The sequence below is a fragment of the Flavobacterium sp. genome (assembly GCF_043780635.1).
Taxonomy (GTDB): domain Bacteria; phylum Bacteroidota; class Bacteroidia; order Flavobacteriales; family Flavobacteriaceae; genus Flavobacterium.
In genome coordinates, this window is sequence record NZ_JAYWCK010000122.1 from 18,267 (window position 1) to 43,348 (window position 25,082).

Here is a 25,082-nt window from a genome sequence, read left to right on the forward strand (position 1 = left end):
TATTTTTCTAAAAATCAACAATTCCCCCAACTCAAAAACTATTTTAATAATAAAACGTTAAAACATTTGTATATACAAATAAAATTGTATTACATTTGTACCTACAAATTACATATATACAAATATGAAAATTGAAGACGAAATAAAAAGCACCGTTGCATTGGATAATTCTAAAAAAATTATCCTGAATGTCTTGTACACTCAGAACGTAATTTCAGATAAATTAAATGAAATTTTAAAACCTTATGATTTATCCGGTGAACAATACAATGTACTGAGAATACTGAGAGGTCAAAAAGGGAATTCAGCAAACATGTGTGTAATTCAGGAACGAATGTTGGCCAAAACGAGCAATACCACTCGATTAGTAGATAAATTATTATTAAAAAATCTTGTTACACGAAACGTTTGCCCTGAAAATAGAAGAAAAATAGAAGTGTTAATCACTCAAAAAGGGCTTGATGTTTTAACCGAATTGGATCCAAAAGTAATCGAACACGAAAATTTCTTTTCAAAAAATTTAAATACAGAAGAATTAATACAATTAAATCAATTATTAGAAAAATATAGAAATCAATAAACACAAACAACAAATTATGAATCACTTTTTAGAAACTCAAAACTGGAGATACGCAACAAAAAAATTTGATGCAACAAAAAAAGTCTCAACCGAAGATTTAAACACCTTAAAAGAATCCATTCGTTTAAGTTCATCATCTTACGGCCTTCAACCTTACCAAGTTATTATCGTTGAAAATCCTGAGTTAAGAGCAGAACTTTTAGCTGCTGCTTATGGACAATCGCAAGTTGTAGACGCTTCACATTTAATCGTTTTCGCAAACGAGATTAATGTTGGTGACGATGCTATAGAGAAATACATCAGTAGAATTGGTGATACCAGAAACATTCCGGTCGAATCTTTAGCTGGTTTTGGCGACTATATGAAAGGCACAATTAATCATTTAGCAGAAGACGCAAAAAACATTTGGGCATCAAAACAAACCTATTTAGCTCTTGGAAACCTTCTAAATGCTGCCGCCGAATTAAAAATTGATGTTACTCCAATGGAAGGATTTAATCCTGCTCAAGTAAATGATATACTTGGTCTAGACAAACTAGGTCTAAATGCTTCTTTAATGGCAACTATTGGATACAGACACAAAGAAGATGCAACACAGCATTTGAAAAAAGTTAGAAAATCTAACGAAGAATTATTTATCACACTTTAATTATTAATTCAAAACAAATTTAAAATCAATGAAAAATTTAAAATCAATTGCATTAGCATTAGTAGTAGTTTTATCTACTTTATCAGTAACAGCACAAACTAAAAAAGTAGATACTTCAAAAAGTTCTATTAAATGGTTGGCAAAAAAAGTAACAGGACAACATAACGGAATCATAAACATTAAAGATGGAGCATTAGTTTTTAAAGGAAAAAAATTAGTAGGCGGAACTTTTACTGCTGATATGACAACTATAAATGACCTTGATTTAACAGGAGATTACAAAGGAAAACTTGAAGGTCACTTGAAATCTGAAGATTTTTTCAGCACTGCAAAATTTGCAACTTCAACTTTAGTTTTCAAAACTATTGGTGCAAAAGGTAAAGACGTTTACACAGTAACAGCTGATTTAACCATAAAAGGAATTACAAACCCAGTTACTTTTGATATTACAGTTACCGATAATTCTGCAACTACAAAATTTATGGTAAACAGAACAAAATATGACATTAAATATGGTTCTAAATCATTCTTTGAAAGCATTGGAGACAAAGCTATCTATGATGAATTTGAATTAACTGTAAATTTAACTTTCTAATTTTAGAAAAATAGTTTTATAAAGCCCAATGAGAAATCGTTGGGCTTTGTTTTTTTAACAAAATCATAAAAAATAGTGTTTTTTGTTCATTCTGTTTGGATAATCAAATTTCATTTATATATTTGTGGTAAGAATTAAATATGAAAACAATTACAAACAGTACTTGGTGGTGGAACAATTTACGTCAGACGTCGTGAACTAAGCTCCTATAGTATAAAACTATAAATATAAAAGGCTTGTCATCACGACAGGCCTTTTTTTTATTTCAAAGTTATTTCAAAACATCATTCAACAATAAAATTCAACAAATTGGAATCATTTAAACTCAATACAAATTATAAGCAAATCCTAGCCGACACGATTACTCCTGTGAGTGTTTACCTAAAAATTCGGGATCAATTTCCAAATAGTTTGCTTTTGGAAAGTAGCGATTATCATGGTAACGACAACAGTTTTTCATACATCTGTTGCAATCCGATTGCTTCCATAAAAATAGAAAACGAAACGATTTATAAAACTTATCCTGACGGAAGCATTAAAACTATTTCCATTGGCGAAAATACCGATATTCCTCAAGTAATTCAAGAGTTTTCACATCAATTCAAATCTGAGAAAAGTGATTTCAAATTCATCAATAACGGATTGTTTGGTTATATTTCTTATGATGCAGTTCGCTATTTTGAAAAGGTAACTATTGCTAAAAAAGAAAATAGCAATACCATTCCCGATATATATTATGCGGTTTACCAAAATATAATTGCCATCAACCACTTCAAAAACGAAGCCTATATTTTCTGTCACAGTTTAGATGGAAAAAACAACATCTCAGAAATTGAACAATTGTTACAATCCAGAAACATTGCTTCTTATAAATTTTCGAAAGAAGGAGAAGGAGTTTCAAATCTTACTGACGAAGAATTCAAACATTATGTGGCTTTGGCCAAAAAGCATTGTTATCGTGGCGATGTATTCCAATTGGTTTTGTCCCGAAGATTTACCCAAGGATTCAAAGGCGATGAATTCAACGTTTACAGAGCTTTGCGAAGCATCAATCCTTCACCCTATTTGTTCTTTTTTGATTACGGAGATTTCAAAATATTTGGTTCTTCACCCGAAGCTCAAATTATCGTCAAAAACAGAAAAGCCGAAATTCATCCTATCGCAGGAACATTCAAACGAACTGGAGATGATGAAAAAGACGCAATTCTAGCCAAAGAATTATCCATAGACAAAAAAGAAAATAGTGAACACGTGATGTTGGTCGATTTGGCCAGAAATGATTTAAGTCGAAACGGTCACAATGTCAATGTTGAAAAATACCGCGAAGTGCAATTTTTCTCCCACGTGATTCATTTGGTTTCAAAAGTAACAGGCCATTTACACGAGAAGGCAACAACGATGCAAGTCGTTGCCGATACTTTTCCAGCTGGAACATTAAGCGGAGCTCCAAAACACAGAGCAATGCAACTCATAGAAGAATACGAAAAAACAAATCGTAATTTTTACGGAGGAGCCATTGGATTTATGGATTTCGAAGGGAATTTTAATCACGCGATTATGATTCGGACTTTCCTGAGCAAAAATCATCAATTGCACTGTCAAGCTGGTGCCGGAATTGTTGCCGATTCAGATGAGGAAAGCGAAATGCAAGAAGTATATAATAAATTGAGAGCACTGAATGCAGCTTTGGATTTAGCAGAAACAATTTAGAAAAAGATAAAAGAGACAAGATAAAAAACAAAATGAAAAAAATACTAGTCATAGACAATTACGATAGTTTCACTTATAATTTGGTGCATTATCTCGAAGATTTAGATTGCGAAGTTACCGTTTATAGAAACGATGAATTCAATATTGATGAAATCGCACATTTCGATAAAATATTACTTTCTCCTGGACCTGGCATTCCTGATGAAGCGGGTTTGTTGAAAGCAGTTATCGCTAAATATGCGCCAACAAAAAGTATTCTGGGAGTTTGCCTTGGACAACAAGCCATTGGAGAAGTCTTTGGAGGGACACTTTCTAATTTGGATAAAGTCTATCATGGTGTGGCCACAATGGTAAAAACATCGGTTGATGATGAGCTTTTATTTGAAGGTTTAGGAAATGAATTCGAAGTGGGACGCTACCATTCTTGGGTTGTCGATGCTGATTTACCCGAAGTTTTGGAAGCAACTTCTTTCGATGAAAACGGACAAGTAATGTCATTGCGACACAAAACGTTTGATGTTCGTGGCGTTCAATTTCATCCAGAAAGTGTTTTGACACCAAACGGGAAGAAGATTTTAGAAAACTGGGTTAAAAATTAGAAATAAAACATTTTGAAAAAAACGATTATCCGTATTTTAATTTTTAGCTTTTTTATTTTTAGCTTCCTTTCTTGCAACCAAAAAAAGGAACAAAAAGTAGAAGCAACAACTATTGCTCAAACTGAAATTAAATTAGATTTATTGGATTTACAGAAAACAAACAAACTCGGAAAAGATACTGTGGTAACAATCACAAACGATCCTGTTTATCATAAAGAGAAGAAATACAATGCTGTGAGTGCATCAGTTCTTATTAAAAATGAAATTGATTTGACGAAAATAGATCCAAAAAATACGAAAATAGTGTTCGAATGTATCGATGGTTACAAACCGGAAATGCCTTTGGAATTATTTTTAAACGCAAATCCATACTTGGCATTCAAAGATGTTGATGCTCCAAAAGGGTCGAATTGGGAGGCGATTATCAAGAATGGAAATGAAATGAATGCAGAACCGTTTTATATCGTTTACACTTCGGTTTCCGAAAAAGATACGCGTTATAAATATCCTTATAATTTGGTAAAAATATACCTGGAACCGCTGAATAAATCAACATTAGAATTATATCCATTAAAAAACAGAAAATTGGAATCAGGGTATACTTTATTCAAAACTCAGTGTTTAACCTGCCATTCAATCAACGGAATTGGAGGAACAATGGGACCGGAATTAAATTATCCAAAAAGTGTCACCGAATATTGGAAAGAAAACGAACTCGTAGATTATATCGTGAATCCGGCTTCTTTTAGAAACAAAGTAAAAATGCCAACGCTCGGAATTTCAAAACAGCAATCTCAAGAAATTGTTGATTATTTAAAATATATGTCTGAAAATAAAAAGAAATTATAAAATGAAAATTATATTAAATAGACTCATCAATCACGAAATGCTTTCGAAAGAAGAAGCTAAAGCCGTTTTGGTCAATATTTCAAACGGAAATTATAATCCAAGCCAAATCGCTTCGTTTCTAACTGTATATATGATGCGCAGCATTAGTATTGAAGAGTTAGCCGGTTTCCGCGAAGCTTTGTTAGAATTGTGCATTCGGGTCGATTTATCCGCTTACAATACCATTGATTTATGCGGAACGGGTGGCGACGGAAAAGACACATTTAATATATCAACTTTGGCGTCATTTGTGGCTGCTGGAGCAGGAATCAAAGTGGCAAAACACGGAAATTATGGCGTTTCTTCCATTTCGGGTTCAAGCAATGTAATGGAAAAACTTGGAGTAAAATTTAGTAACGACAATGATTTCCTGAACAAATGCATCGACCAAGCCGGAATTTGCATATTACACGCTCCATTGTTTCACCCTGCAATGAAAAACGTGGGACCTATTCGAAAAGAATTGGGTGTGAGAACCTTCTTCAATATGTTGGGACCAATGATAAATCCTTCGTTTCCAAAAAACCAAATGGTTGGTGTTTACAATCTCGAATTGGCCAGAAAATATGCTTATTTATATCAAAACACCGACATCAATTTCACCATTCTCCATTCTTTGGATGGTTATGATGAAGTTTCTTTAACTTGCCCGACGAAAACTATTTCTGACCGAATTGAAGGGGTTTTAAAACCCGAAGATTTTGGCGTTCGACAATTGTTACAAAGCGAAATCGAAGGCGGAAAAACCATCGAGGAATCGGCAGAAATGTTTATGAATATCATATCTGGAAAGGGAACCGAAGCTCAAAACAATGTGGTTTGTGCCAATGCGGGAATGGCGATTGCAACGGTTACAAAATGTACTCCGCTCGAAGGTTTCGAATTGGCAAAAGAAAGTCTGCTTTCAGGAAAAGGATTGGCAGCATTGAATAAATTACAAGAATTAAGCAAATAAAAAATGAATATTTTAGACAGAATCATAATCGACAAAAGAAGAGAAGTCATTCTCAAGAAATCAATTATCCCTGTATCTCAACTGGAAGCTTCGGTGTTTTTCGGAAGAAAAACGATTTCCTTAAGCCGTAATTTAAAAAATAGCAATTCAGGAATCATTGCCGAACACAAACGTCGTTCTCCTTCGAAAGCCGAAATAAATTACAGCTTTACGGTCGAAGAAGTAGTCAAAGGCTATGAAAATGCAGGCGCTTGTGGTATTTCGGTTTTAACGGATGGCAAATATTTTGGTGGTTCATTAGACGATTTACTTTTGGCAAGAGCTTCGGTAAATATTCCGTTATTGCGAAAAGAATTTATAGTTGATGAATACCAAATATTAGAAGCTAAAGCACACGGAGCCGACTTAATTTTGCTTATTGCAGCCGTTTTGACAAGAGATGAAATCAAAAATTTATCTGAATTTGCGAAAAGTTTAGGATTAGAAGTGTTGTTGGAAGTTCATAATTTAGAAGAATTAGAAAAATCAATAATGCCAACATTAGATATGATTGGCGTGAACAATAGAAACTTGAAAACATTTGAAGTCAGTTTGGATTTCAGCAAGCAATTGGCAGACCAAATCCCAAACGAATTTGTAAAAGTTTCCGAAAGCGGCATTTCATCAATCGAAGCCATCAACGAATTAAAACCTTATGGCTACAAAGGATTTTTAATCGGTGAAAATTTTATGAAAACCAATAATGCTGGAGAAGCGGCGAAAGAATTTATTTCAAAATTATAAAGATGAAAATCAAAATCTGCGGAATGAAATACCCCGAAAATATGCTCGAAGTAGGTGCGCTCCTACCCGATTATATGGGCTTTATCTTTTGGGAGAAATCAGGACGCTATTTTAACGGAATCATTCCCGAATTACCAAAATCGATCAAAAAAGTAGGTGTTTTTGTAAATGAAACTGTTGATGGAATTGTGGAAAAAATTAAAAAAAACGATTTACAAGCAGTTCAATTACACGGAAACGAATCGCCTGAATTTTGTATGGATTTGAAGAATAAAATTGATAATTCAGTCGAAATAATCAAAGTGTTTTCTGTAAATGATGATTTTGATTTTGAAGTTTTGAAACCTTTTGAAAGGGTTTGCGATTATTTCCTTTTTGACACTAAAGGAAAATTACCCGGTGGAAATGGAACTTCTTTCAATTGGGAAGTATTAAAAAAATATCCATCAACTAAACCTTTTTTCTTGAGCGGAGGAATCGGAATCGAAGAATTAGAAAACGTTAAACAAGTATTAAAAACCGGTTTACCCATTTATGCTATTGATGTAAACAGTAAATTTGAAATCGAACCAGGATTAAAAAACATAGAATTATTAAATTTAATGGTTGAAAGTTTTTAGTTGTAGTGTAAATCAACGACCTAAAACCCAGAACCCAAAACCTAAAAAAATGACTTATCACGTTAACGAAAAAGGCTATTACGGAGAATTTGGAGGAGCTTACATTCCAGAAATGTTATATCCAAATGTTGAGGAACTACGCCAACAATATTTAAAAATTACCGCAGAACCTGAATTTCAAAAAGAATTTGACGCATTATTAAAAGACTATGCAGGTCGTCCTACACCACTTTATTTTGCAGCCAGATTATCTGCTGAATACAATACCAAAATCTACCTCAAAAGAGAAGATTTATGTCATACTGGCGCACATAAAGTCAACAATACGATTGGACAAATTTTATTGGCCAAACGATTGGGCAAAACCAGAATCATTGCTGAAACTGGCGCAGGTCAACACGGTGTTGCCACGGCTACTGTTTGTGCCTTGATGGGATTGCAATGCATCGTTTATATGGGCGAGATTGATATCAAACGTCAAGCACCAAATGTTGCCCGAATGAAAATGCTAGGCGCCGAAGTTCGTCCCGCACTTTCTGGTTCCAAAACCTTAAAAGATGCCACAAACGAAGCCATTCGCGACTGGATTAATAATCCTGTTGACACTTATTATATCATCGGTTCCGTTGTTGGACCACATCCTTATCCGGATATGGTAGCACGTTTTCAAAGTGTTATTTCTAAAGAAATCAAGGAACAATTATTACAAAAAGAAGGTCGTGAAAACCCTGATTACGTTATTGCTTGTGTGGGTGGCGGAAGCAATGCAGCTGGTGCTTACTATCATTTTTTGGATGACGAAAGCGTGAATATTATTGCTGTCGAAGCCGCAGGTCTAGGAGTTGATTCTGGTGAAAGTGCCGCAACTTCAGCTTTAGGAAAAATTGGTGTTATTCACGGAAGTAAAACCCTGTTGATGCAATCACTTGACGGACAGATTACCGAACCGTATTCTATTTCTGCTGGATTGGATTATCCCGGTGTTGGCCCAATGCACGCCAATTTATTCGCTACCGGAAGAGCGGAATTCATTTCGATTACTGATGAACAGGCAATGCAATGGGGTTTAAAATTATCCCAAATGGAAGGTTTAATTCCGGCTATCGAAAGTGCACATGCCTTTGCTGTTTTAGACGAAAAACAATTCAAACCTACAGATATTGTCGTGATTAATTTATCTGGCCGTGGTGACAAAGATTTGGAAACTTATATAGATTATTTTAAATTATAATTAAGACTGACAAAAATGAATACTTTGATAAAATTATTTACCTACGGCTCTTTACAACACGATGACGTTCAGGAAAACCTTTTTGGACGAATTCTAACAGGAACTCCTGAAACATTAATAGGATATGCATTAAAAGAAATTAAAATCGAAGAAGAATTTGGAATTGTACACTACCCTATCATTGTGGAAACGCATCAACCAGAAGATACTATCAACGGAATTGTTTACGAAATTACAACCAAAGAACTTCATCAGGCGGATCTGTACGAAGGATTGCATTACAAACGCGTGGAAGTACAGTTGCAATCGAACCAAAAAGCCTGGGCTTATAGTGTTACAACAAAGAGACACTATTAAATTAATTTAAACCTGACAGGTTTAAACAAAAACATAAAAAATGAACAGAATAAATCAAAAATTACAAGAAAACAAAAAGATACTTTCTATCTATTTTTCAGCTGGATATCCAAGTCTGAATGATATCGTTCAAATCATTCAGGATTTAGAAAAAAGTGGTGTCGATATGATTGAAATTGGATTGCCGTTCAGCGATCCCTTGGCCGATGGACCAACGATTCAAGAGAGTTCAACTCAAGCTTTGCATAACGGAATGACGACTCAGGTTTTGTTTGACCAACTAAAAGACATTAGAAAAACGGTTGCTATTCCATTAGTGATAATGGGTTATTTCAATCCAATGTTGCAATATGGTATAGAAAATTTCTGCAAGAAATGTGCTGAAATTGGCATCGATGGATTAATCATTCCCGACCTTCCTGTTGATGTTTATGCCGAAGAATACAAAGCTACTTTCGAGAAATACGGACTCAAAAACGTGTTCCTGGTTACGCCACAAACTTCGGACGCGCGCATTCGTTTTATCGACAGCGTTTCGGACGGATTTATTTATATGGTAAGCTCTGCAAGTGTTACCGGTTCGCAATCTGGTTTTGGAAGCGTTCAAGAAGAGTATTTCAAACGCATTGCAGATATGAACTTGAAAAACCCTCAAATCATCGGTTTTGGAATTAGCAACAAGGAAACTTTCAATCAAGCCACCCAATTTGCCAAAGGTGCGATTATAGGAAGTGCTTTTATCAAAAACTTGACAGAGAATGGAGTTGGAAGTATTGGAGAGTTTGTGAAAGCGATACGATAAGAAAAATAAAATTTACATTAAAATTAAGGAGGCGTTTAAAGTTTTTTAAGCACCGCTTTTTTGTGATTTAAAACTATTAAGTTTAAATATTTTTAAGAATATTTTTATATATTTGAAAGTACAAAACAAAACAGTGTATCACCAATGTGCAGTTTTTATTTGTATATTCAATATGTGCCATTAATAAACACTTATGTTCTCAATAAAAAACATTTATCATATCATAATTGCAGTAGTTATTTATGAAATAATTAGACATTTCATTGGTGCAATTTACATAAACTGGAATCCAAAATACGAAAATAGCGATACACAAATTTTAACTCGTAAGCTATATGTTTTTTGGGAATGGATTGATTCTTATATAATAGCTTTTTTTATTACTAAATATTCAAAAAATGAAAACATGAAGATATATTCAAGTAGAATTAAATTGATAGTAACACTTATTTTAACCAAATATCTTATGATCATAATTTTAAATACAATTAATCCAACTAACCGTATAATAAGCTTTAGCGAATGGATGAATAAATTTGGTCAAATAGTGATTGTATTATTTTTTCAAATTACAATAGGAATAGCAATTTTTTATTTTGTAAAACCTAAATTAATACATTCGCCCTAAAGCAATAGAGATAAAATTTAGCCTAACAATTATAGAACAAAAAAAGAGGCCTAAAAAGCCTCTTTCATATTTAATATCGTTTACAATCAATAACTCTCCGCTACAACTTCAGCATCAAATTCCATTGCGTCTTCCATTTCTACAGCATCATTTTCAGGTTTCGAAGCTTTGAGCGCGTTGAACTTTTCCATTTGTTCCAATTCGTCTTCTTCGCCAGAGAAATAAGGAAAAACATCCATAATAGGAGATTCTGAAATGGCAGGAATGGTATAATCACCCATCGTGCCTTTCATCACACTTATTGTGTTTTCAAAAGCTTCTTTTACATCGTTGGCCTGAACTAATAAATACATATTCGTCTTGCGCTCTTTCCCGCTTTCTTCGTCATAAGCCATTAAAGAAACTCGGGATTTAAACCAACGATCGGCATTTTCAAAAGGGTGAATTTCGGCATAATTCGCTACTTTTATATTTGTGATTTTAAATTCTTCACTGATGTAAGCTTTCATTTCTTCGTTGATTCTGGATTCCGCTTCCGTATAAGACAAAGCATCTACCAAATAAGGTTCGGTAGTTACTTTTTGCGCTCCAATATCATCTGTTTTTCTGTATTTTACTTTGCATTCGTACCACATTCCGCTCATAATATATTTTTTTAGGGATGCCAAAGATAGATTTTAGAGGCAAAAAATAACATCATTTCTAAAATAGATATTCACAATTTTGGAGTGAAATCACCTAAGTGTTCACACTCAAACAATTGCAAAATAAGTACTTTTTATTTCCCCAATTTTAATATAAAATCCCAATTCCTGCATCAAAAATCCCAATACACAAATTCCAATTCCTAAATCTACTTTACTTATCTTTGCCCTTTCAAAAAATACTTTATGGAATCTGTTTTAGAAAATGCATTACCAATAGGAAAGCCAAAATGGTTGAGAGTAAAACTCCCAATCGGTCAAAAATATACAGAACTTCGTGGTTTGGTGGACAAATACAACCTGAACACCATTTGTACCTCAGGAAGTTGCCCAAATATGGGCGAATGCTGGGGCGAAGGAACGGCTACGTTTATGATTTTGGGAAATATCTGCACGCGTTCTTGTGGATTTTGCGGTGTAAAAACCGGAAGACCAGAAACCGTGGATTGGGATGAACCGGAGAAAGTAGCACGTTCTATAAAAATAATGAACATCAAACACGCCGTAATCACGAGCGTGGACAGAGATGATTTAAAAGATGGCGGTTCTATTATTTGGATTGAAACGATAAAAGCCATTCGCAGAATGAACCCAACCACGACTTTGGAAACGCTGATTCCTGATTTTCAAGGAATCGAAAGAAACATAGACCGAATCGTGGAAGCCAATCCAGAAGTAGTTTCACATAACGTGGAAACTGTTCGAAGATTGACTCGTGAAGTACGTATTCAAGCCAAGTACGACCGAAGTCTGGAAGTTTTGAAATACTTAAAAGAAAAAGGAATCAAAAGAACCAAATCCGGAATAATGCTTGGTCTTGGCGAAACCGAAGAAGAAGTTCTCCAAACGATGCAAGATTTATACAATGCCAAAGTAGATATTATAACAATAGGTCAATACCTGCAACCTAGTAAAAAACATTTACCTGTAAAAGAATTCATAACGCCGGAACAATTCGCCAAATATGAAAAATTTGGTTTGGAATTAGGCTTTCGCCACGTTGAAAGTGGACCATTGGTGCGTTCTTCATACAAAGCACAAAAACATATTTTATAAAAGAGGTTAACTGGTTAATCGTTTAAACGGTTAAACGATTAACCAGTTAAGCAATTAACCAAAAAAAATTGAAAACAAGAATTGCCATAAACGGTTTTGGAAGAATTGGACGAAATTTATTTCGCTTGCTTTTGAACCATCCCTCCATTGAAGTTGTTGCCATTAATGATATTGCCGAGACCAAAACGATGGCGCATTTGATTAAATACGACAGCATTCACGGCGTTTTGCCTTTCGAAGTTTCTCACAATGAAAAAGGAATTGTAGTTGACGGGAAACATTTCTTATTTTTTCACGAGAAAAGCATTTCAAACCTGGATTGGAAATCTATAAACATAGATGTTGTTGTTGAATCGACAGGAAAGTACAGAACTTTTGATGAAATCAATGCTCATATATTGGCTGGAGCCAAAAAAGTAATTCTTTCTGCTCCTTCTGAAGTGGATTCGATAAAAACGGTGGTTCTTGGCGTTAATGAACACATACTTGACGGAACCGAAAGCATTATTTCGAACGCAAGTTGCACCACAAACAATGCCGCTCCGATGATAAAAATCATCAACGACCTTTGCGGAATCGAACAAGCTTACATTACCACCATTCACTCTTATACAACAGACCAAAGTTTACACGATCAGCCTCACAAAGATTTGCGTCGCGCACGAGGTGCAAGCCAATCTATTGTTCCTACAACAACTGGTGCTGCCAAAGCATTGACGAAGATTTTTCCTGAATTTGAAGGTAAAATTGGAGGTTGCGGCATTCGTGTTCCCGTTCCTGATGGCTCGTTGACGGACATTACTTTTAATGTAAAACGTGCCGTGACCATTGAGGAAATCAATGCTGCTTTCAAACTTGGTGCCCAAACTAATTTAAAAGGAATCTTGGATTATACCGAAGATCCAATTGTTTCTGTAGATGTTATTGGCAACAGGAATTCTTGTTTATTTGATGCACAACTTACTTCAGTTATTGATAAAATGGTGAAGGTTGTGGGTTGGTATGACAATGAAATTGGCTATTCTTCTCGAATTATTGATTTAATTATTTTAACAAATTAAAGATTAATTCTCTATCTTTATGGCTGTTCATAAGAAAATTCCAAATATCTAATGAAGTCATTACTACTATTTTTTGTTTTAGTTACTACATTCTCATATTCCCAAAAGAAATCAACTATTGAGGAAATTGATAGTGTTGCCTATTACAGCCATTTGCGTAATGCCAATGTTAAAGCAAATAAATATAAAGACGCTCTTCTTTATACTCAAAAGGCCATCCTCTATTCAAAAGTTACTAATAAAACTGAAGCTCAGGCTAGCGAAACCTCTAATTTGGGAAAACTTTATTATGATGTAAAAAAGTATGATGATGCAATAAAAGCTTTCAATAAAAGCATTTTATTATCAAAATCCCTAGAATCCACTATAGTTCAAGCATCTACATATTACTATCTGGGAATGTGCTATATGCAAAAAAGAAGTTTTGATAATGCTGAAATTTGCTTTGACAAAGCTCAATCATTATATGACATTTTAGAAATTACTGATACTGCTGATTTGATAAACCTACAAAGAGGAATTATTTATAAATCAAAAGGAAAATATGATTTGGCTTCCACAATTTTCAGTTCAATAATTGGTAAACCAGATAATCAGGTGATTTTGGATAGTAAAACCGAGGCTTTATATCAAATAGGGACTATTGAAATGGCTCAAAATAGAAATAATTTAGCCTTAAATTATTTCAATAAAGCGTTGGAATTAAATGCTAAAAATAAAAACTTAGAACAGAAATCCGCTATTTTACTTGCTTTAAGTACTGTTTATGAAAAAATGCTGGATAAGAACAGTGCGTATTCCTATTTGAAACAACACACGAATTTAAAAGAAAGTATTTCTATTTCGGACAACGAAAAACTTGGAGTCGATGATTACGAAAATTTTAAGGAATCAGAGCGATTAAAAGAGGTTCAACAAACAAATGAAGAAATCAAAGTAAAGGAAAAAGAGAGTAAATTCTCAAAACTTATCAGCATTCTTGCCATCGCATTAATTTCGATTTTATCTTTGTTAAGTTTAGCTTTGTACAAAAATAATATCATCAGAACTCAATCAAATCTTCTATTGGAAGAAAAAAATAAGGAACTGATTATTGCCAAAGAAAGAGCAGAAAAAGCTTCAAAAGCCAGATCTGAATTCCTTTCGACGGTGAGTCACGAACTGCGAACACCTTTGAACGCAATTAATGGAATTGCTCATTTGCTATTAGAAGAGAAACCAAAGAAATCTCAAATGAAATACCTGACTTCTTTAAAGTTTTCAGGAGATTACCTCACAACATTTATTAATGATATTCTGGAAATTCAAAAAATTGATTCTAACAAAATTGAAATAGAAAATATCGATTTTAATCTCAAAGAATTATTAGAAAATATACAAAACTCTTTAAAAGAATTAGCATCAATAAACAACAATAATTTTGCGATTGAGATTGATTCAAAAATTCCCGATAATTTAATTGGTGATCCCACTAAATTGTCACAGATTATACTAAATCTTATCAATAATGCCTTAAAATTTACACACAATGGAAGTGTAAAATTAATTGCTAATCTTATTTCGTTAGAAGACAAAAATGCAACCGTTTATTTTGAGGTAAAAGACAATGGGATTGGAATTCCAGAAGACAAATTAGAGTCAGTTTTTAATAGTTTCTCCCAAGGTTCCGTTGGTATAAACCGTAAATACGGAGGAACTGGTTTAGGATTAACTATTGTAAAAAAACTAACTGAAATTTTAGGAGGTGAAATAAAACTTAAAAGCACTGTTGGAAAAGGTTCTTCTTTTTCATTCGAATTACATTTTAATGAAGGAGAAAAGCAGTTAAAAATTGAGAAGAAAGCAAAAACATATAATGACTCTACCCTAATAAATAAAAAAATATTAGTTGTTGAAGACAATAAAATCAATCAAATGGTTTCTAAAAAAATGCTGAAAAACAAAGGGATTCTTTGCGAGATAATCGATAATGGAGAGCGCGCAATAGAAATAGCCAGAAACAAAAAATTTGATATGATCTTAATGGACGTTCATTTGCCTGGAATAAATGGAACTATTGCTACTCAAGAAATTAGAAAATTTGACAAAAAAACACCTATTATTGCCCTCACAGCAATTTCATTAAATGAAAACAGAGATATGCTTTTGTCTTACGGAATGAATGATGTTATAACAAAACCATTCGTTCCAGAAGATTTTTATTCAGTTATTGCCAAATATGTATAGCAATCTAATATGTCAAAATCAATTCCTTTATTAGAATTCTTACTTTAGGTTCTGCACTTTTGGCCGCTTCCAGTACTTCATTATGAGAAATAGTTTCGATACTATCTTCATCGCCTATATCAGTAATCACGGACAATCCAAAAGTTTCCATTTCCATATGACGTGCCACAATTACTTCGGGAACAGTTGACATTCCAACACAATCAGCACCAATGTTTTTTACCATTTTATATTCGGCAAGAGTTTCAAATGTTGGTCCTTGAAGCCCTAGATAAATACCATCCTGAACTTTAATATTTAGATTTATTGCTAATTCTTTGGCTTTCTCAATCATTTTTCTAGAATAGGGTTCGCTCATATTCACAAATCTTGGTCCAAAACGTTCGTCATTTTTACCACGCAAAGGATGTTCGGGCATCATATTGATATGATCTTTCAAAATTACAATCGAACCTACTTCATAATTAGGATTTACACCTCCGGAAGCATTGGAAACAATAAGTTTTTTGACGCCTAAATATTTTATTACTCGAACCGGAAAAGTAACTTCCTTCATAGAATAACCTTCATAGAAATGAAAGCGACCTTGCATAGCAACCACTTTTTTGTTGCCAATAGTTCCAAACACCAAAGCTCCTTTATGACCTTGAACTGTCGAAACAGGAAAATTTGGAATTTCAGAATAAGGCAATGTGAATTCTATTTTAATATCATCCGTAAAACTTCCTAATCCTGAACCTAAAATCACGCCATATTCAGGAGTAAAATTTGTTTTTTCTTTTATAAAACTAACGGTTTCTTGTACTTGTTCCCACATAATTTGTAATGGTTTTATCAAAATTTTCACTTCTGAAAAGGAATGAACTCCGTATGGGTAAATAGAAAAGCTGTTCGTTTGGAATTCTGCCTTTTAATCTTACGAAATCTTTTTCGGTGGTGATGATTAATTTATTTTGTGATTTTTTTTCTATTTCTATAATATCGACTTCCGTAAAATGGTGATGGTCAGGGTACCTCAAACATACATCATTTTCTTGTTGTAAATATCCGAAAAAAGGCTCAGGTTTTGCGATTCCTGCCAAAAGTAATTTATCAACATTCATGACTTCTTCTACATTCATCGTTTTGATATCAGAATAAATAAATTCATCATAATCGATATAGGAGAAATACAATTCTTGAGTAGAAGTAAGTTTTAAATTGGTTTTAATTTTATTTTGTTCTTCTAGCGAAAGAGTATCAGGACACTTAGTGACAATTACAACATTTGCTCTCTTTGCTCCTGATTTGCTTTCCCGTAAATTACCTGTTGGCAACATAAAATCATCGGAATATAAATCACCGTAAGAAGTTAGCAAAATATACAAACCTGCTTTTACTCTCCGATGTTGAAAAGCATCGTCCAGCAAGATGACTTCCGGTTTATTCGTTAGAGAAAGCAATTGTTCAATACCATTTTTTCTGTCAGCGTCAACAGCAACCTGAATGTTATTGAATTTTTTATAAAACTGAAAAGGTTCATCTCCAAGAATTTCTGCATTCGAAGTGGTATCAGCTAAAACAAATCCTTTGGACTGCCTTTTATAGCCACGACTTAAAGTAGCAACTTTATATTTTGGCGAAAGCCACCTAATTAAATATTCAATTTGAGGTGTTTTTCCGGTGCCACCAACGCTGAGATTCCCGACCGCAATAATGGGAATATCAAAAGAATAGGATTTCAGAATGCCTTTGTCAAAAATAAAATTCCGAATACTGGTAATGAATCCATACAAAATGGCAAATGGAAACAGTATTTTTCGGAGTAAATTCATAATACGAAAGTATAATATTTTATCTTTGAAATATAATTTTTTGTTTCATTTGTTTAATGTTGAAAGTTGCTCAGCCTTGAACTTTAAACATAAACTTTAAAATAAAATCAATGAAAATTAAAGAAATAATTTCCGTACTCGAAGAAATGGCACCACTCGCCTATGCCGAAGATTTTGACAATGTAGGTCTTTTGGTTGGAAATCAAAATTCGGAAGGAACAGGAGTTTTGGTTTGCCACGATGCTTTGGAAAACGTGATTGATGAAGCCATTGCTAAAAAATGCAATTTGGTTGTTTGTTTTCATCCCATATTATTTTCGGGATTGAAAAAAATCACGGGAAAAAACTATGTAGAAAGAGCCATTATAAAAGCTATAAAAAATGATATTGCGATTTATGCCGTTCATACTGCATTAGACAACCATCAAGACGGAGTGAATAAAATATTCTGTAATGCATTGGGTTTAATCAAAACTAAAATCCTGATTCCAAAAACAAATTTCATTCGAAAATTAGTCACTTATACTATTCCTGAAAATGCTGAGAAGGTCCGTAATTCCTTGTTTGATGCTGGTGCAGGAAACATTGGCAACTATGAAAATTGTAGTTTCAACTCGAAAGGAATTGGAACTTACATGGGAAACGAACATAGCAATCCTGAGTTTGGTGAGCGATTTGAATTTGTGGAAGGTGATGAAATCAAAATTGAAGTAACTTTCGAAAAACATTTGGAAAACAAAATCCTAAAAGCACTTTTCAAAAATCACGTTTATGAAGAAGTGGCTTATGAAATTTATGATTTACAAAACAAAAACCAAAACATTGGGTTGGGAATGATTGGAGAATTGAGCGCTCCAATGGACGAAAAAGATTTTCTCATTTTCGTAAAAGACAAAATGCAAAGTGAAGGAATTCGGCATAGTGCATTTTTAGGCAAGCCTATAAAAAAGGTCGCAGTTCTTGGTGGTTCCGGAAGTTTCGCCATAAAAAACGCAATTCAGGCTGGCGCGGACGTTTTTTTGACAGCAGATTTAAAGTATCATCAATTTTATGAGGCTGAAAATCAACTACTTTTGGCTGATATTGGTCATTTTGAAAGCGAACGCTATACAAAAAATTATATTGTTGATTTTCTTAGGAAAAAAATCCTTAATTTTGCAATCGTTTTATCAGAAGAAAATACAAATCCCGTTAAGTACTTATAGAATATGGCATCTACAAAAGAATTGAATGTTGAAGACAAGTTAAGAGCAATTTACGATTTACAATTAATCGACTCTAGAATTGACGAAATTAGAAACGTTAGAGGTGAACTTCCTCTTGAAGTTGAAGATTTAGAAGATGAAGTTGCTGGATTAAGCACTCGTTCAGAAAAATTGAAAAATGATCTTGAAACTATCGAAGATCTAATCAAGGTAAAGAAAAATGCAATTGACGAACATAAAGAGTCAATTAAAAGATATACAAAACAACAAGAAACTGTTCGTAACAATAGAGAATTCAACTCTTTGACTAAAGAAGTTGAGTTTCAAGAATTAGAAATTCAATTGGCAGAGAAGCAAATCAAAGAAATGAAAGCTTCTATCGAACACAAAAAAGAAATAATCGCACAATCAAAAGAGAGATTAGAAACTAAATCTAATCACTTGAAACATAAAAAATCAGAATTAGACGCTATTATGTCTGAAACTGCTAAAGAAGAAGCATTTTTATCTGAGAAATCAGCTGAATACCAACAATTAATCGAAGAAAGATTATTAGCTGCTTACAACCGAATAAGATCTAGCGTTCGTAACGGTTTAGCTGTTGTTTCTATTGAAAGAGGAGCATCTGCAGGATCGTTTTTTACGATTCCACCACAGACACAAGTTGAGATTGCTGCCAGAAAGAAAATCATCACTGATGAACATTCAGGAAGAATATTAGTCGACAGCGTACTCGCTGAAGAAGAGAAGGAGAAAATGGAAAAGCTTTTTGCTAAATTCTAAAATTATTTAAGTCCCGATAAACATCGGGACTTTTTTTTAATATGAAAAAATTCATTAGTCTTTTTATCGCCAAGTCCATTGGATTATACATCAACTTTTTGAGTTTTGTGTTTCCAAAAAAAGCTACTCAGTATGCCCACGCCTTATTTAGTGAGCCAAGAAAAGGAAAATTAACCAAAGATAATCTTCCTAAAACCCTTAAAGAAGCTCATTCAGAAACCATTCAGCATAATGGGGATTCCATTCAAACCTATACTTGGAAAGGAGATGAAACCATTATTTTATTAATTCACGGATGGGAAAGTAACTCCGCAAGATGGAAAAAAATGTTGCCTTATTTGAAAAAATCCGGTCATACCATCATTGCAATTGATGGGCCAGCTCAAGGATTATCGAGTGGTAAAGAATTTACTGTGCCTAAATATGCCGAATTTATTCACGTAATTGTTGAGAAATTTAAACCAAAATACCTTATTGGTCATTCAATGGGAGGTCAAACTTGTTTGTATTATCAATACAAATATCAAAGTGCTTCAATTCGAAAAATAGTAGTTTTAGGAGCTCCAAGTGATTTTAAAATTATATTCCATAATTTCATTGCTTTATTGAGTTTGAATTCCAAAATTTCAAATGCATTAGAAAAAAAATACACTGCAATCTTAAATCGAAACCTCGACCAATTTTCAGGTCAACAATTTGCTTCAGAAATTGATATAAAAGGTTTGGTGGCTCACGATATTGACGATAAAGTAGTCTCATTCAAAGAAGCAAAAAAAATCGTCGGTGCCTGGAAAAATGTAGAATTTATTGAAACTTCTGGGTTGGGACATAAATTGCACGATGATAGTTTGTATAAAAAAGTTTTCCGGTTTTTATTTGAAACGGAATAACTCGTTTAGAAATCTCAAACAAAATAATTGATTACTTTTGTCTAATGGAAGAAAATCTAAAACGCCTCAACAAATTCATAGGAGAAACAGGCTTTTGCTCTCGCCGTGAGGCCGACAAAATCATTGAAGAAGGTCGTGTAACCGTCAACGGAATCGTGCCGGAATTAGGAACAAAAGTTTCGCCAAATGACGAAGTGCGCATTGACGGCAAACTAATTCGGGAGAAAAACGAAAAACCCGTTTATTTGGCTTTCAATAAACCTGTTGGTATTGAATGTACCACAAACTTAGACGTTCGCTACAATATCGTAGATTACATCAATTATCCAAAACGTATTTTCCCGATTGGAAGATTGGACAAAGCAAGTGAAGGTCTCATTTTTATGACTAATGATGGCGATATTGTCAATAAAATTCTTCGCGCCAGAAACAATCACGAAAAAGAATATACAGTTACAGTAAATAAACTAATAACCGATCGTTTTATTGAAAAAATGGGAAATGGTGTTCCGATTTTGGATACTATTACCCGAAAATGCAAAGTAGAAAAAATCAGCTCTACCACTTTTAAAATCGTCTTGACTCAAGGTTTAAACCGCCAAATTCGTAGAATGTGCGAGTATTTGGGTTATGAAGTTACGGCTTTGAAACGCATCAGAATTATTAATATTTCGCTTGATGTTCCCGTGGGAAGATATCGCGATTTAACTGATGCTGAAATCAAGGAACTCAATCAACTCATCGAGCCTTCAAGCAAAACAGAAGAAGCTAGTTTACCAAAACAAGAAGCCCCAAAACGCAGAACAGAATTTATCAAAAGAGACGATCCGAGATTTAAGAAAAGAGGGGATTATTAGATAAAAAAAACCAAGATTTTCATCTTGGTTTTTTGATTATATAACTATTCTACTTCACAGACACAAACTCATAATATAAAGCTTTGGAAAGAAAGCTTTTACTTTGTTCATATTCAATATCTCTATTTTTGTCAAAATAATCTACTGAAGGGATAGAGGAATTAGGAAAATATTGCTGACGATACTCTTCATTATAATTTAAACTTTTCAAGAATTTGGGCTCTACCCCTTTATTCATAGAAACATTATAATTTGTAATTAGATTTCCCCAATTAACAAAACTACATAACAATATCAAACCATAAACACACCAAAGCATTTGATTAAAAAGAAAAGCATTCGTCTTTTGATTTTTAATTTTATAATAGGTAAATCCCAATCCAATTAGAGTTAAAACCAAAAAAGCATATACTCCTAACCTTTTATATGTCATTCCAAAATGAAGGATGTATTCGGAATTTTTTACGGCTGAACTTATGATCAATACTGCATTAAGGCCAACCCAAATCTTCGCCAATCTTTTTAAAAAGTTAGCATTAGTATCAAAATTAAATCCTTTTTTAAAGTAAAACAATATGACACCTACTGCCATAATAATTGAAATAATCACTGCATTTACTCTGTCGTGAGTTGCAGCACTTAGTACATTTGTTGATTCTACCTTAAAAAATTGCTCATAATTATAGGTTCCTATAAAAACCAAAAGCATTAGGTTTAAAAGCACTAACGAAATCTCACCACTTTTACGCTCAAAATCAATATCTAAAAAAGAAAAACTAGGCGTAAAATCTTCTTTACTTTCAGTAGAAAAATCATTATTTAATTTATGGCTATTGACATAAAAATATTCTGGAACCCAGTAATTCCAATAACTAAAAGAAAAATAAAATCCTAAAATTGTAATGAATACTAAAGGCCAAAAATCAATATCTAACTCATAGTCAAATATTCCTGAAAAGGTGTCACTACCATAAGAATAGGCTATAAAAAATACAATTAAAAACAGTAATGGAATTAAGAAATAGGCAATTAATTTCTTGGCACCGTTATTACCAATTTTTGCTTGAGGCAACCATTGATTGAAGATAAAAGGCCTTCCTAGTGAAGTGATTCCTGTAATGAAAACTGCAGGAATGGATTGAAGGATTTTTAGTTTGCTGTTTTCATTTTGAAATTGCAGGAAAATCAAAGAAAAGAATAATGCTAAAAAAGAAAAGAAATCGGCATACCAAGCAAATGCAAAACAAGAAAGCAGCGAACTTACAAACAATGTCTTAATCAAAATGCTCTTTTTTTTGAATTTAATAAAGACCAAAATAGCCAATATAATTCCGAATAAAGCTAGATTAACTCCAACAGATTCCTTGTAAAAAAGGAAAACGAAAATGGCTGTACAGCCTAAAATTACATGATGTTTTTTCATAATTAAAAATTTAAAAGTACTTTGTATTTCAAAGTAAATGGTTAAAAAAAAGGTTATTTTGATTTGAATAATTTTTCAAGACTGTTTAAATGTGACACAAAAGAAGCTCTTCCTAAATTGGTAACTCTATAAGATGTTTTTGGTTTCTTGCCCACAAATTCTTTTTTAATTTCGATATACTCCCCTCTTTCAAGTGCTGAAGAATGACTCGCTAAATTACCGTCTGTGATATTCAAAAGAGTTTTCATCTCAGTAAAATCAATCCAATCATTGACCATCAGAATGGACATAATACCCAATCTGACTCGACTTTCGAAGTCTTTATTTAGTTTATCAATAATTCCCATTTGATGGTTTATTTATATTTTTTGAATAGTAGCAAACCATATAAGATATGTAAAATTCCAAATCCAATGATCCAAAAAATCAAACCATATCCAACATAAAGAAGGGAAATACAACCTAGGATTATTTCACAAAACCCTAAATATTTTATATCTGAAAACGTATATTTTTCAGCATTTATTAGCGCTAAGCCATAAAACAATAAAGTCGCTGGTGCAATCAATATATATTGTTGCTGGTGCAAAAGAGCTAAACAAAAAACGCCTCCAACAAACAATGGAATAGCTAAATTGAAAAGCATATTTTTTGTGGCTGAAGTCCAAATGGGTAAATTGTATTTCTTGCTTTTTCGAATTGTAAAAAATATTCCAAAAGTTAATGCAGCAACTAAAACAATAATTGCAGTAATAAATAATTCTTTCACAAAATCATTATTTTGATGAATGGAGTAATCCTGATTATAACTGAGTTTATTTTTCTCAAGTAATAGATACGCATACAATCCACCAATCAAAGCAGATAAGCCTGCAAACACTCCTGATAGTCCGCTTAATGAAATAAATCTTGAAGAGCGTTCCATCATGGAACGAATGTGCGATAAATCTTCTTGTTGTTTCTGATTCATAATATAAAGTACTTTGTATCGCAAAGTTAAATTATATTTTGAATTGACAAACAAATTATTAAAATATTTTATACATTTTCTAAAACTAACAAAGCCTATTCAATGAATAGGCTTTGTTTATTGAATTTATTAAAAAAAATATTATTTTCTACTTCTAATTTTTCTTGCCAAAAGCGTGTTTTTTAACAGCATGGCAATAGTCATTGGTCCTACTCCACCTGGAACTGGAGTAATAAAAGAGGATTTTTTACTGACTTCATCAAAATCTACATCGCCAGTAATTACATATCCTTTTGGGTGCGAAGCGTCTTCTACTCTGGTAATACCAACATCGATAACCACAACTCCATCTTTTACCATATCTGCTTTAAGATAATTTGGAACACCAAGAGCAGTGATAATAATATCGGCATTTTTAGTATATTCTTCTATATTTTTGGTTCTGCTGTGAGTAAGCGTTACTGTCGAATCTCCGGGATATCCTTTGCGACTCATCAAAATACTCATTGGGCGACCCACAATATGGCTACGACCAATAACGACGGTATGTTTACCCGCTGTTTCTACTTTATAACGCTCCAATAATTCCATAATTCCATACGGAGTTGCTGGCAAAAACGTTTCCATTTCCAAAGCCATTTTTCCAAAATTGGTAGGATGAAATCCATCTACATCTTTATCCGGATCAATTGCCATCAGGATTTTTTGTTCGTCGATATGTTTTGGTAAAGGCAATTGAACGATAAAACCATCTAAATCATCATCTTCATTTAGTTCCTTAATTTTCGCGAGTAATTCAACTTCTGAAATATCTTCTGGCAAAGAAACTAAAGTAGATTCGAATCCTATTTGTTGACACGATCTAACTTTGCTGCCTACATAAGTTAAACTTGCTCCATTACTACCAACAATAACAGCTGCTAAATGAGGAACTTTCTGCCCATCAGCTTTCATTTTTTGCACTTCGGCAGCAATTTCGTTTTTAATATCTTCCGATGTTTTTTTTCCGTCTAGTAGTTGCATTTTTTTTGTTTAAAGTTTCAGGTTTAAAGTTTCAGATTTCAACAACTTGAAAACTCAAACTTTAAACAAATATTTTTATCTCATTCCAGGGGCTCCTCCTGGCATTCCTTTCATATTCCCCATCATTTTCATCATGTTTTTTCCGCCAGGTCCTTGCATCATCTTCATCATTTTGCTCATTTGTTCAAACTGTTTCATCAACTGGTTGACTTGCTCAATTTTTGTCCCGGAACCTTTTGCAATTCTAGTTTTTCTTTTTACGTCAATTAAGGCAGGTTTTGATCTTTCTTTCGGAGTCATCGAATAAATAATGGCTTCAATAGATTTGAAAGCATCGTCTTCAATTTCGACATCTTTCATTGCTTTTGTGGCACCGGGAATCATTCCAACTAAATCTTTCATATTTCCCATTTTCTTAACTTGCTGAATTTGGGAAAGGAAATCATCAAAACCAAATTCGTTTTTAGCGATTTTCTTTTGAATTTTTCGGGCTTCTTCTTCATCGAATTGTTCTTGAGCTCTTTCTACCAAAGACACAACGTCACCCATACCAAGAATACGTTCCGCCATACGTGTTGGATAGAAAACATCAATAGCATCCATTTTCTCGCCTGTTCCAACAAATTTTATTGGTTTGTTTACAACCGATTTAATCGAAATAGCAGCTCCACCA

General features: G+C 33.4%; 26 protein-coding genes and 1 pseudogene. 19 read left to right on the forward strand and 8 right to left on the reverse strand.

What is annotated here, in order from left to right:
- The first annotated feature begins 124 nt into the window (after positions 1 to 124).
- The 12 genes from ACH2BV_RS10990 (at position 125) to trpA (ending at position 9,769) form a co-directional block, all read left to right on the forward strand.
- Complete coding sequence (locus ACH2BV_RS10990; RefSeq protein ID WP_395050775.1) at positions 125 to 580, forward strand: MarR family winged helix-turn-helix transcriptional regulator; 456 nt, start codon at positions 125 to 127, stop codon at positions 578 to 580.
- A 16-nt stretch (positions 581 to 596) separates the two neighbouring features.
- A complete protein-coding gene (locus ACH2BV_RS10995; RefSeq protein WP_395050776.1) occupies positions 597 to 1,229 on the forward strand; it encodes an NAD(P)H-dependent oxidoreductase in 633 nt (210 codons plus the stop codon).
- 28 nt (positions 1,230 to 1,257) lie between these two features.
- Positions 1,258 to 1,824: a YceI family protein gene (locus tag ACH2BV_RS11000; RefSeq protein WP_395050777.1), complete on the forward strand. Its 567-nt coding sequence runs from the start codon at positions 1,258 to 1,260 to the stop codon at positions 1,822 to 1,824.
- A gap of 309 nt (positions 1,825 to 2,133) precedes the next feature.
- A complete protein-coding gene (locus tag ACH2BV_RS11005) occupies positions 2,134 to 3,534 on the forward strand; it encodes an anthranilate synthase component I family protein (protein ID WP_395050778.1) in 1,401 nt (466 codons plus the stop codon).
- A 32-nt stretch (positions 3,535 to 3,566) separates the two neighbouring features.
- Positions 3,567 to 4,133 carry an anthranilate synthase component II gene (locus tag ACH2BV_RS11010; RefSeq protein WP_395050779.1) on the forward strand — a complete coding sequence of 189 codons (567 nt, stop codon included), beginning with the start codon at positions 3,567 to 3,569 and terminating at the stop codon, positions 4,131 to 4,133.
- 12 nt (positions 4,134 to 4,145) lie between these two features.
- Positions 4,146 to 4,982 carry a c-type cytochrome gene (locus tag ACH2BV_RS11015; RefSeq protein WP_395050780.1) on the forward strand — a complete coding sequence of 279 codons (837 nt, stop codon included), beginning with the start codon at positions 4,146 to 4,148 and terminating at the stop codon, positions 4,980 to 4,982.
- Between the two features lies 1 nt (position 4,983).
- Positions 4,984 to 5,976 carry an anthranilate phosphoribosyltransferase gene (gene trpD, locus ACH2BV_RS11020; protein ID WP_395050781.1) on the forward strand — a complete coding sequence of 331 codons (993 nt, stop codon included), beginning with the start codon at positions 4,984 to 4,986 and terminating at the stop codon, positions 5,974 to 5,976.
- A 3-nt stretch (positions 5,977 to 5,979) separates the two neighbouring features.
- The gene (gene trpC / locus ACH2BV_RS11025; protein ID WP_395050782.1) at positions 5,980 to 6,759 is read left to right on the forward strand and encodes an indole-3-glycerol phosphate synthase TrpC; all 780 of its coding nucleotides are present in this window, start codon (positions 5,980 to 5,982) and stop codon (positions 6,757 to 6,759) included.
- A 2-nt stretch (positions 6,760 to 6,761) separates the two neighbouring features.
- A complete protein-coding gene (locus tag ACH2BV_RS11030; RefSeq protein ID WP_395050783.1) occupies positions 6,762 to 7,379 on the forward strand; it encodes a phosphoribosylanthranilate isomerase in 618 nt (205 codons plus the stop codon).
- A gap of 49 nt (positions 7,380 to 7,428) precedes the next feature.
- Positions 7,429 to 8,610, forward strand: a complete 1,182-nt coding sequence (gene trpB, locus ACH2BV_RS11035; protein ID WP_395050784.1) for a tryptophan synthase subunit beta — start codon at positions 7,429 to 7,431, stop codon at positions 8,608 to 8,610.
- A gap of 15 nt (positions 8,611 to 8,625) precedes the next feature.
- The gene (locus ACH2BV_RS11040; protein WP_395050785.1) at positions 8,626 to 8,967 is read left to right on the forward strand and encodes a gamma-glutamylcyclotransferase family protein; all 342 of its coding nucleotides are present in this window, start codon (positions 8,626 to 8,628) and stop codon (positions 8,965 to 8,967) included.
- Positions 8,968 to 9,007: 40 nt separating this feature from the next.
- On the forward strand, positions 9,008 to 9,769 hold the full coding sequence (gene trpA / locus ACH2BV_RS11045; protein ID WP_395050786.1) for a tryptophan synthase subunit alpha: 762 nt from the start codon (positions 9,008 to 9,010) through the stop codon (positions 9,767 to 9,769).
- A 714-nt stretch (positions 9,770 to 10,483) separates the two neighbouring features.
- On the opposite strand, the gene ACH2BV_RS11050 is transcribed toward trpA, so the two are convergent.
- Complete coding sequence (locus tag ACH2BV_RS11050) at positions 10,484 to 11,041, reverse strand: DUF4494 domain-containing protein (RefSeq protein WP_395050800.1); 558 nt, start codon at positions 11,039 to 11,041, stop codon at positions 10,484 to 10,486.
- Between the two features lie 246 nt (positions 11,042 to 11,287).
- Here ACH2BV_RS11050 and lipA point away from each other — a divergent pair, with 246 nt between their 5' ends.
- From lipA to ACH2BV_RS11065, 3 genes are all read left to right on the forward strand, one after another.
- Entirely contained in the window at positions 11,288 to 12,157 is an 870-nt protein-coding gene (lipA, locus tag ACH2BV_RS11055) for a lipoyl synthase (protein ID WP_395050787.1), read from the forward strand.
- Between the two features lie 68 nt (positions 12,158 to 12,225).
- Positions 12,226 to 13,218, forward strand: coding sequence for a type I glyceraldehyde-3-phosphate dehydrogenase (gap, locus tag ACH2BV_RS11060; RefSeq protein WP_395050788.1), 993 nt, complete (start codon positions 12,226 to 12,228; stop codon positions 13,216 to 13,218).
- A gap of 51 nt (positions 13,219 to 13,269) precedes the next feature.
- Entirely contained in the window at positions 13,270 to 15,444 is a 2,175-nt protein-coding gene (locus tag ACH2BV_RS11065) for an ATP-binding protein (RefSeq protein ID WP_395050789.1), read from the forward strand.
- A gap of 4 nt (positions 15,445 to 15,448) precedes the next feature.
- Here the strand turns inward: ACH2BV_RS11065 and ACH2BV_RS11070 are convergent, their stop codons facing one another.
- Together ACH2BV_RS11070 and lpxK are read right to left on the reverse strand one after the other, a co-directional pair.
- Positions 15,449 to 16,261, reverse strand: coding sequence for a purine-nucleoside phosphorylase (locus ACH2BV_RS11070; protein WP_395050790.1), 813 nt, complete (start codon positions 16,259 to 16,261; stop codon positions 15,449 to 15,451).
- Positions 16,233 to 17,258, reverse strand: coding sequence for a tetraacyldisaccharide 4'-kinase (gene lpxK, locus ACH2BV_RS11075; RefSeq protein ID WP_395050791.1), 1,026 nt, complete (start codon positions 17,256 to 17,258; stop codon positions 16,233 to 16,235). The genes ACH2BV_RS11070 and lpxK overlap by 29 nt, the downstream gene beginning before the upstream one ends.
- Positions 17,259 to 17,368: 110 nt before the next feature.
- Between lpxK and ACH2BV_RS11080 the strand changes: the two genes are divergently transcribed.
- From ACH2BV_RS11080 to rluF, 4 genes are read left to right on the forward strand one after another with little or no spacing between them, the layout of a single operon-like run.
- Positions 17,369 to 18,463, forward strand: coding sequence for a Nif3-like dinuclear metal center hexameric protein (locus ACH2BV_RS11080; RefSeq protein ID WP_395050792.1), 1,095 nt, complete (start codon positions 17,369 to 17,371; stop codon positions 18,461 to 18,463).
- A gap of 3 nt (positions 18,464 to 18,466) precedes the next feature.
- Positions 18,467 to 19,246, forward strand: coding sequence for a zinc ribbon domain-containing protein (locus tag ACH2BV_RS11085; RefSeq protein WP_395050793.1), 780 nt, complete (start codon positions 18,467 to 18,469; stop codon positions 19,244 to 19,246).
- 41 nt (positions 19,247 to 19,287) lie between these two features.
- Positions 19,288 to 20,136: an alpha/beta hydrolase gene (locus ACH2BV_RS11090; protein WP_395050794.1), complete on the forward strand. Its 849-nt coding sequence runs from the start codon at positions 19,288 to 19,290 to the stop codon at positions 20,134 to 20,136.
- Between the two features lie 44 nt (positions 20,137 to 20,180).
- The gene (gene rluF, locus ACH2BV_RS11095) at positions 20,181 to 20,993 is read left to right on the forward strand and encodes a 23S rRNA pseudouridine(2604) synthase RluF (protein WP_395050795.1); all 813 of its coding nucleotides are present in this window, start codon (positions 20,181 to 20,183) and stop codon (positions 20,991 to 20,993) included.
- Between the two features lie 49 nt (positions 20,994 to 21,042).
- Here rluF and ACH2BV_RS11100 read toward each other — a convergent pair whose 3' ends face one another.
- From ACH2BV_RS11100 to ACH2BV_RS11120, 5 genes and pseudogenes are all read right to left on the reverse strand, one after another.
- Positions 21,043 to 22,416: a DUF4173 domain-containing protein gene (locus ACH2BV_RS11100; protein ID WP_395050796.1), complete on the reverse strand. Its 1,374-nt coding sequence runs from the start codon at positions 22,414 to 22,416 to the stop codon at positions 21,043 to 21,045.
- Positions 22,417 to 22,469: 53 nt separating this feature from the next.
- Complete coding sequence (locus ACH2BV_RS11105) at positions 22,470 to 22,763, reverse strand: winged helix-turn-helix domain-containing protein (RefSeq protein WP_395050797.1); 294 nt, start codon at positions 22,761 to 22,763, stop codon at positions 22,470 to 22,472.
- A gap of 8 nt (positions 22,764 to 22,771) precedes the next feature.
- The gene (locus ACH2BV_RS11110; protein ID WP_395050798.1) at positions 22,772 to 23,386 is read right to left on the reverse strand and encodes a hypothetical protein; all 615 of its coding nucleotides are present in this window, start codon (positions 23,384 to 23,386) and stop codon (positions 22,772 to 22,774) included.
- A gap of 141 nt (positions 23,387 to 23,527) precedes the next feature.
- Positions 23,528 to 24,409, reverse strand: a complete 882-nt coding sequence (locus ACH2BV_RS11115; RefSeq protein WP_395050799.1) for a bifunctional 5,10-methylenetetrahydrofolate dehydrogenase/5,10-methenyltetrahydrofolate cyclohydrolase — start codon at positions 24,407 to 24,409, stop codon at positions 23,528 to 23,530.
- Between the two features lie 75 nt (positions 24,410 to 24,484).
- A pseudogene (locus ACH2BV_RS11120) lies at positions 24,485 to 25,082 on the reverse strand (signal recognition particle protein); the annotation flags it as partial.

Bases quoted from the DNA above. Each gene is read 5' to 3' on its own strand.
- ACH2BV_RS10990 (WP_395050775.1), top strand. From the start codon at position 125: ATGAAAATTGAAGACGAAATAAAAAGCACCGTTGCATTGGATAATTCT.
- ACH2BV_RS10995 (WP_395050776.1), top strand. From the start codon at position 597: ATGAATCACTTTTTAGAAACTCAAAACTGGAGATACGCAACAAAAAAA.
- ACH2BV_RS11000 (WP_395050777.1), top strand. From the start codon at position 1,258: ATGAAAAATTTAAAATCAATTGCATTAGCATTAGTAGTAGTTTTATCT.
- ACH2BV_RS11010 (WP_395050779.1), top strand. From the start codon at position 3,567: ATGAAAAAAATACTAGTCATAGACAATTACGATAGTTTCACTTATAAT.
- trpD (WP_395050781.1), top strand. From the start codon at position 4,984: ATGAAAATTATATTAAATAGACTCATCAATCACGAAATGCTTTCGAAA.
- trpC (WP_395050782.1), top strand. From the start codon at position 5,980: ATGAATATTTTAGACAGAATCATAATCGACAAAAGAAGAGAAGTCATT.
- ACH2BV_RS11030 (WP_395050783.1), top strand. From the start codon at position 6,762: ATGAAAATCAAAATCTGCGGAATGAAATACCCCGAAAATATGCTCGAA.
- trpB (WP_395050784.1), top strand. From the start codon at position 7,429: ATGACTTATCACGTTAACGAAAAAGGCTATTACGGAGAATTTGGAGGA.
- ACH2BV_RS11040 (WP_395050785.1), top strand. From the start codon at position 8,626: ATGAATACTTTGATAAAATTATTTACCTACGGCTCTTTACAACACGAT.
- trpA (WP_395050786.1), top strand. From the start codon at position 9,008: ATGAACAGAATAAATCAAAAATTACAAGAAAACAAAAAGATACTTTCT.
- ACH2BV_RS11050 (WP_395050800.1), bottom strand. From the start codon at position 11,041: ATGAGCGGAATGTGGTACGAATGCAAAGTAAAATACAGAAAAACAGAT.
- lipA (WP_395050787.1), top strand. From the start codon at position 11,288: ATGGAATCTGTTTTAGAAAATGCATTACCAATAGGAAAGCCAAAATGG.
- ACH2BV_RS11065 (WP_395050789.1), top strand. From the start codon at position 13,270: ATGAAGTCATTACTACTATTTTTTGTTTTAGTTACTACATTCTCATAT.
- ACH2BV_RS11070 (WP_395050790.1), bottom strand. From the start codon at position 16,261: ATGTGGGAACAAGTACAAGAAACCGTTAGTTTTATAAAAGAAAAAACA.
- lpxK (WP_395050791.1), bottom strand. From the start codon at position 17,258: ATGAATTTACTCCGAAAAATACTGTTTCCATTTGCCATTTTGTATGGA.
- ACH2BV_RS11080 (WP_395050792.1), top strand. From the start codon at position 17,369: ATGAAAATTAAAGAAATAATTTCCGTACTCGAAGAAATGGCACCACTC.
- ACH2BV_RS11085 (WP_395050793.1), top strand. From the start codon at position 18,467: ATGGCATCTACAAAAGAATTGAATGTTGAAGACAAGTTAAGAGCAATT.
- ACH2BV_RS11090 (WP_395050794.1), top strand. From the start codon at position 19,288: ATGAAAAAATTCATTAGTCTTTTTATCGCCAAGTCCATTGGATTATAC.
- rluF (WP_395050795.1), top strand. From the start codon at position 20,181: ATGGAAGAAAATCTAAAACGCCTCAACAAATTCATAGGAGAAACAGGC.
- ACH2BV_RS11100 (WP_395050796.1), bottom strand. From the start codon at position 22,416: ATGAAAAAACATCATGTAATTTTAGGCTGTACAGCCATTTTCGTTTTC.
- ACH2BV_RS11105 (WP_395050797.1), bottom strand. From the start codon at position 22,763: ATGGGAATTATTGATAAACTAAATAAAGACTTCGAAAGTCGAGTCAGA.
- ACH2BV_RS11110 (WP_395050798.1), bottom strand. From the start codon at position 23,386: ATGAATCAGAAACAACAAGAAGATTTATCGCACATTCGTTCCATGATG.
- ACH2BV_RS11115 (WP_395050799.1), bottom strand. From the start codon at position 24,409: ATGCAACTACTAGACGGAAAAAAAACATCGGAAGATATTAAAAACGAA.